The 9380-nt window shown below is 65.7% G+C and carries 10 protein-coding genes and 1 pseudogene; 5 read left to right on the top strand and 6 right to left on the bottom strand.

Features of this window, described 5'->3' with window-relative positions; translation table 11 throughout:
• From QM612_RS07495 to QM612_RS07475, 5 genes and pseudogenes are all read right to left on the bottom strand, one after another.
• Positions 1–344, bottom strand: a pseudogene (locus QM612_RS07495) (glutathione S-transferase N-terminal domain-containing protein); the annotation flags it as partial.
• A gap of 113 nt (positions 345–457) precedes the next feature.
• Positions 458–1201, bottom strand: a complete 744-nt coding sequence (locus QM612_RS07490; RefSeq protein WP_415253273.1) for a cytochrome c1 — start codon at positions 1199–1201, stop codon at positions 458–460.
• The gene (locus QM612_RS07485) at positions 1194–2477 is read right to left on the bottom strand and encodes a cytochrome b (RefSeq protein WP_415253272.1); all 1284 of its coding nucleotides are present in this window, start codon (positions 2475–2477) and stop codon (positions 1194–1196) included. Before QM612_RS07485 ends, QM612_RS07490 begins: the two co-directional genes overlap by 8 nt.
• Before the next feature lie 3 nt (positions 2478–2480).
• Entirely contained in the window at positions 2481–3080 is a 600-nt protein-coding gene (gene petA, locus QM612_RS07480) for a ubiquinol-cytochrome c reductase iron-sulfur subunit (protein ID WP_415253271.1), read from the bottom strand.
• Positions 3081–3181: 101 nt separating this feature from the next.
• Positions 3182–4111: a lytic transglycosylase domain-containing protein gene (locus QM612_RS07475; protein ID WP_415253274.1), complete on the bottom strand. Its 930-nt coding sequence runs from the start codon at positions 4109–4111 to the stop codon at positions 3182–3184.
• Between the two features lie 120 nt (positions 4112–4231).
• Between QM612_RS07475 and miaB the strand changes: the two genes are divergently transcribed.
• The 4 genes from miaB to QM612_RS07455 all read left to right on the top strand — a co-directional run bounded on the left by miaB (position 4232) and on the right by QM612_RS07455 (position 7507).
• Positions 4232–5632, top strand: a complete 1401-nt coding sequence (miaB, locus tag QM612_RS07470; RefSeq protein WP_415253270.1) for a tRNA (N6-isopentenyl adenosine(37)-C2)-methylthiotransferase MiaB — start codon at positions 4232–4234, stop codon at positions 5630–5632.
• A 64-nt stretch (positions 5633–5696) separates the two neighbouring features.
• Positions 5697–5930, top strand: a complete 234-nt coding sequence (locus tag QM612_RS07465) for a hypothetical protein (RefSeq protein WP_415253269.1) — start codon at positions 5697–5699, stop codon at positions 5928–5930.
• The gene (locus tag QM612_RS07460) at positions 5930–6529 is read left to right on the top strand and encodes a nucleotidyl transferase AbiEii/AbiGii toxin family protein (protein WP_415253268.1); all 600 of its coding nucleotides are present in this window, start codon (positions 5930–5932) and stop codon (positions 6527–6529) included. The genes QM612_RS07465 and QM612_RS07460 overlap by 1 nt, the downstream gene beginning before the upstream one ends.
• 3 nt (positions 6530–6532) lie before the next feature.
• Positions 6533–7507 (top strand): PhoH family protein, encoded by a 975-nt coding sequence (locus tag QM612_RS07455; RefSeq protein WP_415253267.1) that lies wholly within the window; start codon positions 6533–6535, stop codon positions 7505–7507.
• Between the two features lie 81 nt (positions 7508–7588).
• On the opposite strand, the gene QM612_RS07450 is transcribed toward QM612_RS07455, so the two are convergent.
• On the bottom strand, positions 7589–8371 hold the full coding sequence (locus QM612_RS07450; RefSeq protein ID WP_415253266.1) for a helix-turn-helix domain-containing protein: 783 nt from the start codon (positions 8369–8371) through the stop codon (positions 7589–7591).
• Between the two features lie 106 nt (positions 8372–8477).
• On the opposite strand from QM612_RS07450, the gene QM612_RS07445 reads away from it, so the two are divergent.
• Positions 8478–9380 (top strand): cbb3-type cytochrome c oxidase subunit I (locus QM612_RS07445; RefSeq protein ID WP_415253265.1); only part of this gene is annotated, 903 nt, incomplete at its 3' end.

Below are 9380 nucleotides of genomic sequence, written 5' to 3'. Positions count from 1 at the left end.
GTACGCCGCCAGCGTGGTCAGCGAATACCTGGAGGAGCGTTATCCGCACCCGCCGCTGATGCCAGCGGCTCCACCGGCATCAGCGGCGGGTGCGGATAACGCTCGTCCAGGTATTCGCTGACCACGCTGGCGGCGTACAGCACCAGATCGCGCTCGACCAGGGTCGGCACCGAGTGGTACGGGTTGAGATCGATCAGGTCTTCCGGCGGATTCTGCGGATCAACCGCGATGAAGTCGTAGGTGACCCCTTTCGCGGCCAGCACCAGACGGACGCGGTGGCAGAGCACGTCATCGACCGACGAGAACAGGGTCAGGGCATTACGCATGCGCGGACTTACAGCCATCATCAGGACCTACCCCCCAAGGACCGGGTTTGCCGGTCACATTGCGCCGCCCGCACGATGCGGGCAGTCGTGAAGCTCCGTTCCGCGTGACGCCGCACCATGGGCTGCATGCGTCAGTGGACATCCCGCCAGTATTCACTCTTCAGCATCCACGCCAGACCCGCGAGCAGCACCAGGAACAGGATCACCCACACGCCCAGCGACTCGCGCTTGAGCGCGGCGGGCTCGCCTGCGTATTCCAGGAACGCGGTGATGTCGCGCACGGTCTGGTCGAACTGGTGCGCATCCTGCGTGCCGGGCTGGCTGATGGTGAAGCCTTCCACCGGCAGTTCGCCAGTCTCGGTCTTCTTGCCAAACACCGGCTGCTGCAAGCCCTGCAGTTCCCACAATGGGTTCGGCATCGAGGCATTGGCGAACAGGGTATTGTTCCAGCCGACCGGGCGGCTCTCGTCCAGATAGAAGGACTTGAGATAGGTGTAGATCCAGTCGCTGCCGCGCACGCGCGCGATCACGCTGAGATCCGGCGGTGCCTTGCCGAACGCGGCAATGCCCATCTCGGCGCTCATCGGCGAGATGATGTGGTCGCCGATCTTGCCGCCGGTGAAGTTGAGGTTGGCCTGCACGTCTTCTTCGGACAACCCCAGATCCTCGGCAATACGCGCGTAGCGCACGTACTTCAGCGAGTGGCAGCCGCCGCAGTAGTTCATGTACAGGGCTGCGCCGCGCTGCAGCGAGGCCTTGTCGCCAAGGTCGGTGCCGGCCTGCTGGAGGTTGCCGCCCTCGTTCGCCAGGGCCACGCTGCCAAGGAGCAGGCCAGCCGCGAACACGGCGGCGCGGGAGAGGAAGTTCTTAGTCATGCATCGTCACCCGTTCCGGCACCGGCTTGGTCCTGTCGAGCTTGGTCCACACCGGCATGGTGATGAAGAAGGCGAAATAGAGGAAGGTCAGCACGCGGCCGATGATGGTTTCCACCGGATCCGTACCGGGGCCGGCACCGATCTTGGCCAGCCACAGGAAGCAGAACGCGAACATCAGCAGCATCGCCCAGCTGAACCAGCCACGGTAGCGGTAGGACTTGACCGGCGAGCGGTCCAGCCACGGCAGCAGGAACAGCATCACGATGGCGCCGAACATCACCAGCACGCCCCACAGCTTGATGCCGAAGAACGAGGGCACCACGCGCAACATGGCGTAGTACGGGGTGAAGTACCACACCGGCTTGATGTGCGCGGGCGTGACCAGCGCATTGGCCTCGGTGAAGTTGTCGTGCTCCAGGAACCAGCCACCGAAGCCCGGCGCGAAGAAGATGATGAACGCCGCGATGATGAGGAAGCAGGCGACGTAGAACATGTCCTTCACCGTGTAGTACGGATGGAACGGAATGCCGTCTGCCGGTGCCTTGTCCGACCAGCGGTTGCCCTTCGGGCCCTTCTTGATTTCCACGCCGTCGGGGTTGTTGGAGCCGACTTCGTGCAGGGCGAAGATGTGCAGCACCACCAGCAGCAGCAGCACCAGCGGCATCGCGATGACGTGCAGGGCGAAGAAGCGGTTCAGCGTGGCATCGCCCGGGTTGTAGTCGCCCATGATCCACTCGGTCAGCGCGCCGCCGATCATCGGAATGGCACCGAACAGCGAGATGATGACCTTCGCGCCCCAGTACGACATCTGGCCCCAGGGCAGCACGTAGCCCATGAAGGCTTCGGCCATCAGCACCAGATAGATCACCATGCCCAGCAGCCAGACCAGCTCGCGCGGCTTGCGGTAGCTGCCGTACATCAGGCCACGGAACATGTGCAGATAGACCACCACGAAGAACAGCGATGCGCCGGTGCTGTGCATGTAGCGGATCAGCCAGCCCCACTCCACGTCGCGCATGATGTATTCGACCGAGCCGAAGGCTTCCGCCGCGCTCGGCTTGAAGTGCATGGTCAGGAAGATGCCGGTCAGGATCTGGTTGACCAGCACCACGATCGACAACACGCCGAAGATGTACCAGATGTTGAAGTTCTTCGGCGCGTAGTACTCGGACATGTGCTTCCGGTACGCCGGCATCATGCCCGGCGCGCGCTCGTTGACCCAATCCATCACGCCGTTGGCGGCGTTCATGACGGTTTGCGTGATCTTGTTCGCCATGGCTTACGCGGCTCCCTGCGGATCAACGCCGATGACCAGCGTGGTGTCGTTCTCGAAGTGGTACGGCGGCACCGGCAGGTTGGCCGGTGCCGGCTGCGCCTTGTACACGCGGCCCGCAAGGTCGTAGCGGGACTTGTGGCAGGGGCAGAAGTAGCCACCCTTCCAGTCCGGATCGAACGGCTGCGGCTTGACCTCCGGCAGGTGCTCGGGCGCGCAACCCAAGTGGGTGCAGACGCCGACCAGCACCGAGATTTCCGGCTTGATCGAACGGCTGGCGTTCTGCGCGTAGGCCGGTTGCTGGTCGGTATTCTTCGAATCCGGGTCGGCCAGCAGCGGCGGCAGGGTCTGCATCACGTCCAGCATCGCCTTCGACCGCCTGGCGATGTAGATCGGCTGGCCGCGCCAGTTGATGACCATCTGCGTGCCTTCCGCCAGCGCACTGATGTCCTGGGTGACCGGCGCACCGGCAAAGCGCGCGCGCGCGCTCGGACTCCACGACTTGATGAACGGCACCGCCGCAAACCCGGCACCCACCGCCCCCACCACCGCAGTTGTCGCGGTGAGGAACCGACGCCTGCCAGTATTGACCTCTTCGTTGGCCATCCCGCACTCCGAAAGAAAACCTTAAGACACGGCTGCGACTGGTGGCGACGCGCTGGCGAACGCTGGCCGGCCGCAAAAGACGGGGAAGTGTAACGGAACGCTTAACGAACCGACAATCCGCCCTGCACCGGCGAGGCCACCGGATTGAGGACGCCGCGATAGCGATCGGCCAGGATGGCCACCCGTTCGACGTAGTGGCGGGTCTCGCTGTAGGGCGGTACGCCGCCGTGGCGGTCCACCGCGCCCTCGCCCGCGTTGTAGCCGGCAGCGGCCAGGGTCAGGTTGCCGTTGAAGCGCTTGAGCAGCCACGCCAGATACTGCACGCCGCCGCTGATGTTCTGGCTGGCGTCGAAGGCATTGCCCACCCCGAACCGGCGCGCGGTGGCCGGCATCAGCTGCATCAGGCCCTGCGCGCCCACCCGCGACAGCGCATTGGGGTTAAACGCGGATTCGGCATGGATGATGGCGCGGATGACCGCCTCTTCCACCCCGTGCGCCTGCGCGGCGGCGCGGATTTCGTTCTGATAGGCGGTGGTGTTGAGCCGCAGCGTGCGGAAATTGACACCCGGCCTGCTGCCGCAGGCGTAGCAGGTTTCCATGTAGCTGTATTTGATGGTGCGCAGGGACGCTGCCGCCACGCCACGCGGACGCGCGCTGGTATAGGTGCGCACGCCATCCTTGCCGATGTAGGAATACACCTGCCCGCGCACCAGCCGCGGCGCGCCGGATGCAGCCGGCATCGGCACTGGAGCAGACGTTGCCGCGACCGGCACCGCCTTGGGTGGCTCCGCCGTGACGGCAGCCGTTCCCACACTGGCAGGCGCGACAGCCACAGGCTGCGGCGTGCGGGCGGACGCACGCTCCGGCCTGAAGCTGCCCACCAGCCGGCACTTGGCACCCGGCACGCGCTTGCTGGAATAGGAACTGACGCCATCGCCGCCTTCGCAGCGATACACACTGCCCGCCACCGCCGGCCCGGCCAGCAGCATCGTCAACAGCAGGAGTGTCCCCTTCCCCGTCATGCCGCGCAGTCTCCCCCCTTCAAATACCGATGACAAGTCCTTGATTTTGCTTAACGTGACGCAGGCACGCTCTGTTAAGCTCGCGCACCCAGACCGGCCCGGCCTATCCACCGCGCCCCGGACACGACCATGACCGACCTGCATCCTTTGCCCTCGCTGCCCGTGGCACGCACGCCCCGGCCCGGCGCACCCAAACTGTTCATCCAGACCCACGGCTGCCAGATGAACGAGTACGACTCGGCCAAGATGGCCGACGTGCTGGCTGCCGCCGACGGCATGGAGCTGACCACGGACGTCTCCGAGGCTGACGTGATCCTGGTCAATACCTGTTCGATCCGCGAAAAAGCGCAGGAAAAGGTGTTCAGCCAGTTGGGCCGCTGGAAGGCGCTGAAGCAGGGCGACCGCCCGGTGCTGATCGGCGTGGGCGGCTGCGTGGCATCGCAGGAAGGCGCGGCCATCGTCAAGCGCGCGCCCTATGTTGACCTGGTGTTCGGCCCGCAGACCCTGCACCGGCTGCCGGAGCTGATCCGCGCACGCCGCCAGTCCGGCCAGCCGCAGGTCGATATCTCCTTCCCCGAAATCGAAAAGTTCGACCGCCTGCCCGAGCCGCGCGCCGAAGGGCCAAGCGCCTTCGTTTCGATCATGGAAGGCTGCTCGAAATATTGCAGCTTCTGCGTGGTGCCCTACACCCGTGGCACCGAAATCAGCCGCCCGTTCGAGGACGTGCTGGTCGAAGTGGCCGACCTGGCCGCGCAGGGCGTGCGCGAAATCAACCTGCTGGGCCAGAACGTCAACGCCTATCGCGGCCCGCTGGGTGAGGATGGCGAAGTCGCCGATCTTGGCCTGCTGATCCGCGCCATCGCCGAAATCGACGGCATCGGCCGCATCCGCTTCACCACCTCGCACCCGCTGGAGTTCAGCGATTCGCTGGTGGAGGCGTATCGCGACGTGCCCAAGCTGGCCAACTACCTGCACCTGCCGGTGCAAAGCGGCAGCGACCGCATCCTGGCCGCGATGAAGCGCGGCTACACCGCGCTGGAGTTCAAGCAGAAGCTGCGCAAGCTGCGCGCGGTGCGGCCCGACATCAGCATCAGTTCGGATTTCATCGTCGGCTTCCCCGGCGAGACCGACGCCGATTTCGACAAGACCATGAAGCTGATCGAGGACGTGGGCTTCGACCAGAGCTTCAGCTTCATCTACTCGCGCCGCCCCGGCACGCCCGCCGCCGACCTGCCGGACGACGTGAGCGACGAAACCAAGCACGCGCGGCTGTCACGCCTGCAGGCACACATCAACGGCAACGCCGCGAAGATTTCGCAGGCGATGGTCGGCACCACGCAATCGGTGCTGGTGGAAGGCCCGTCGAAGAAGAACCCGAACGAACTGACCGGCAAGACCGAGAACATGCGCTCGGTGAACTTCCCCGGCCACGCGCGGCTGGTCGGCCAGTTCGTCGATGTGGTCGTCACCGAGGCGATGCCCAATTCGCTGCGCGGGCGGGTGGCGATGGCGGACGAGGCGGCGGCCTGAGCCATGCCGCCGCCGTTACTCCCGCACGGGCGGGAGGCCGGCGCCTTTCGGCTATATTCGGCCCATGACCGCTTCCGATTCATCCTTGGCGTCGAATGCGCTGCTTTCCGCAGCAAGGAAGTTGCGCACCGCGCTGGCCCTGTCCGAAACCGGCGTCGCCATGAAGCGCGCGCAATTGCGCCGGACGAACCACGATGCGGATGGCGATGAGATCGACCGCCGGCTGGCCGAATGGCTGCGCACCCGTCCCGGCGCACCCGATGGAGATGCCGAGGGCGTTGCCGGGCAATTGCGCTGATGCCCTTGTTCGACACGCTGACGCAAATGCTGGCGTGCCTCGAAGATCAGGGCCAGCGCGCCGCACTGCTCGGTGGCCTGGCCGTTTCCGCGTGGACCGAGCCGCGCTTCACCCGGGACGTCGATCTGGCGGTGGCCGTGCATTCGGATGCCGATGCCGAGTTGCTGGTTCGCCGCCTGAGCCAGAACGGCTACCGGGTACTGGCGACCGTGGAGCAGAAGGCAACCCATCGGCTGGCCAGCGCCAGACTGCTGCCGCACGGCGAAACGGCGGAAGGCATGGTGGTGGATCTGCTGTTCGCCTCGTCGGGGATCGAGCGGGACATCGTTGCCGCAGCAGCGGAGCTCGACATCGGCGCGGGAACGGCCGTTCGCGTGGCCCGGGTCGGCCATCTGGTGGCGCTCAAACTGCTATCGCACGACCCGCAGACGCGCCCGCAGGATGGACTCGACCTGCGCCTGCTTCGATCTGCACTTGATGCAACGGAGGCCGAACGGGCCAGGGTTGCCTGCGGCTTGATCGTGCAACGCGGCTTCAACCGCGGCCGGGAATTGCAGGCGCTTCTGGAAAGTTATCTGGCGACGACGCAGGAAGATTGAGATATGCCCCAACGCGACTTCACCCTTGAACCCGACGACACCGAACGCCTTGCCAACCTTTCCGGCCCGTTTGATGCCCACCTGCGCATGATCGAATTGCGCCTTGGCGTGGAGATCGCCAATCGCGGCAACGTGTTCCGCGTGACCGGACAGGACGCCGATGCGGTGGTGCGCGCGGAGAAGTTCCTGCGCGGCACCTATGCCGAAGCGGCGGACGAGACGCTGGACGAGCACGCCATCCATCTGCGGCTGGGCGCGTTCGTGGGCGATGAGCCGGTGCCCGCAACATCGAACGATCCTGCGGCGCAGGAGGTGGCCGTGCGGGTCAAGCGCGGCACCTTGCGCGGGCGCGGCGACAACCAGCGCAAGTACCTGCATGCCATCGCCACCCACGACATCAACTTCGGCGTTGGCCCTGCCGGCACCGGCAAGACCTTCCTTGCGGTGGCGATGGCAGTGGATGCACTGAACCAGTCGCGGGTGCAGCGCGTGATCCTGGTGCGCCCGGCGGTGGAAGCAGGCGAAAAGCTGGGCTTTTTGCCCGGCGATCTCACCCAGAAGGTCGATCCCTACCTGCGCCCGCTGTATGACGCGCTGTATGAAATGCTGGGCGTGGAGAAGGTGGCGCGGCTGCTGGAAAAGAACGTGATCGAGATCGCGCCGCTGGCCTACATGCGCGGGCGCACGCTGAACGATGCCTTCGTGATTCTGGACGAAGCGCAGAACACCAGCATCGAACAGATGAAGATGTTTCTGACCCGGCTGGGCTTCGGCAGCACCGCCGTCATCACCGGCGACATGACCCAGATCGACCTGCCCAAGCACCAGAAGTCCGGGCTGAAGGACGCGGTGGAAGTACTGCGCGGCATGAATGGCGTGAGCTTCACCTTCTTCGAATCCCGCGACGTGGTGCGGCACCCGCTGGTGGCGCGCATCGTGAATGCCTACGAGGCCCGCGACGCAGCCACGCAGACATAAGCGCGACTTGATCCGGATCAAGTCGCGGCGGCGGCGATCCGCCCAAGCTGCGACGATGCCATCCGCGCCAGCAGCGTGGTGTTACGCGCGCGCCGGCTTGCGCTGCCCGCGCGGTTCCTCGGCCTCGCAACCGTTCGCCATTGCATGCAACACCTGCGGGTCGAGTATCTGCACGCGGCGGCCACGCACTTCGATCACGCCATCGTCATGCAGGCGGCTGAAGCCACGGCTCACGGTTTCCAGCGCCAGGCCCAGATAGCGGGCGATCTCGTCACGGCTCATCGGCAGCTGGAAGTCCAGCGCGGGGCGGTCGATCCGCTTGTAGCGTGCGGACAGGCCGTGCAGGAACAGGGCCACGCGCTCGCTGGCCTGCCGGCGCGACAGCACTTCGACATGGTCGCGGTCGCGGTCGGCGCTCTGCCCCATCACCCGCAGCAGGTGGTGCTGCAGGCTGGGCAGTTGCGCGGCCACGCCGGCAAGTTGGGCGAACGGCAGCACGCAGACGCGGGCATCGCCCAGCGCCACGGCTTCGCAACGATGGTGACCGCTGCCGATGGCATCCAGCCCGAACAACTCGCCGGGCAGGTGGAAGCCCAGCACATGCTCCTCGCCGCCTTCGTTGATGACCACGGTCTTGAATGCGCCTTCGCTGGCGACGAACACGGCATCCAGCGGGTCGCCGGGGCGGAACAGGCTTTCCCCCCGGGCCAGATTGCGACGGCGCTGCGTCAACGTGTCCAGCCGCCCAAGGTCGGCACCATCGATCCCCGCCGGCAGGCAGAGCTGTTGCAGCGAGCATTCGGCGCAGCTGCGACGCAACCGGGCCAGGTCCAGGGGGATCGCTGCGCTGCGCTCTGCTGACATGCCGCGATTATGCGGGATCGGCCCCGCCACGGGGCGGATTTTGATCCAAATCAAGACGCGGCGATCGCCCTGCCACTAGCATGCCGGCGGACTTCCGGAGGCAGGCATGCAGGCCATCAGCCAAACCTATAACGACAAGGTGGTGCGCCAGTTCGCGGTGATGACCGTGGTCTGGGGCATCGTCGGCATGCTGGTCGGCGTCATCATCGCCGCTCAGCTTTATTGGCCCACGCTCGGCGAGGGCATCCCGTGGCTGGGCTACGGGCGGCTGCGCCCGCTGCACACCAATGCGGTGATCTTCGCCTTCGGCGGCTGCGCGCTGTTCGCCACCAGCCTGCACGTGGTGCAACGCACCTGCCACGTCCGGCTGCTGTCGGACAAGCTGGCGTCCTGCGTGTTCTGGGGCTGGCAGCTGGTGATCGTGCTGGCCGCCGTCACCCTGCCGCTGGGCTACACGCAGGGCAAGGAATACGCCGAGCTGGAATGGCCGATCGACATCCTGATCGCGGTGGTGTGGGTGGCCTACGCGGTGCTGTATTTCGGCACGATCGCCAGGCGCAAGGTCAAGCACATCTACGTCGCCAACTGGTTCTTCGGCGGCTTCATCCTGGCGGTGGCGCTGTTGCACATCGTCAACAGCATCGCCATGCCCGCCAGCCTGATGAAGTCGTACTCGGCCTACAGCGGCGCGGTGGATGCAATGGTGCAGTGGTGGTACGGCCACAACGCGGTCGGCTTCTTCCTGACTGCCGGCTTCCTCGGGATGATGTACTACTACGTGCCCAAGCAGGCCGGTCGTCCGATCTATTCCTACCGCCTGTCCATCGTCCATTTCTGGGCGCTGATCGCGGTCTATATGTGGGCCGGCCCGCACCACCTGCAATACACCGCGCTGCCGGACTGGGCGCAGTCGGTGGGCATGGTGTTCTCGCTGATCCTGCTGGCACCCAGCTGGGGCGGCGCGATCAACGGCATCATGACCCTGTCGGGCGTGTGGCATAAGCTGCGC

It is taken from the genome of Thermomonas sp., assembly GCF_047606765.1.
Taxonomy (GTDB): domain Bacteria; phylum Pseudomonadota; class Gammaproteobacteria; order Xanthomonadales; family Xanthomonadaceae; genus Thermomonas.
Note: the sequence above shows the minus strand (reverse complement) of the source record. Positions and strands in the feature narration are given on the sequence as shown.

Bases quoted from the DNA above. Each gene is read 5' to 3' on its own strand.
- QM612_RS07490 (WP_415253273.1), bottom strand. From the start codon at position 1,201: ATGACTAAGAACTTCCTCTCCCGCGCCGCCGTGTTCGCGGCTGGCCTG.
- QM612_RS07485 (WP_415253272.1), bottom strand. From the start codon at position 2,477: ATGGCGAACAAGATCACGCAAACCGTCATGAACGCCGCCAACGGCGTG.
- petA (WP_415253271.1), bottom strand. From the start codon at position 3,080: ATGGCCAACGAAGAGGTCAATACTGGCAGGCGTCGGTTCCTCACCGCG.
- miaB (WP_415253270.1), top strand. From the start codon at position 4,232: ATGACCGACCTGCATCCTTTGCCCTCGCTGCCCGTGGCACGCACGCCC.
- QM612_RS07465 (WP_415253269.1), top strand. From the start codon at position 5,697: ATGACCGCTTCCGATTCATCCTTGGCGTCGAATGCGCTGCTTTCCGCA.
- QM612_RS07460 (WP_415253268.1), top strand. From the start codon at position 5,930: ATGCCCTTGTTCGACACGCTGACGCAAATGCTGGCGTGCCTCGAAGAT.
- QM612_RS07455 (WP_415253267.1), top strand. From the start codon at position 6,533: ATGCCCCAACGCGACTTCACCCTTGAACCCGACGACACCGAACGCCTT.
- QM612_RS07450 (WP_415253266.1), bottom strand. From the start codon at position 8,371: ATGTCAGCAGAGCGCAGCGCAGCGATCCCCCTGGACCTGGCCCGGTTG.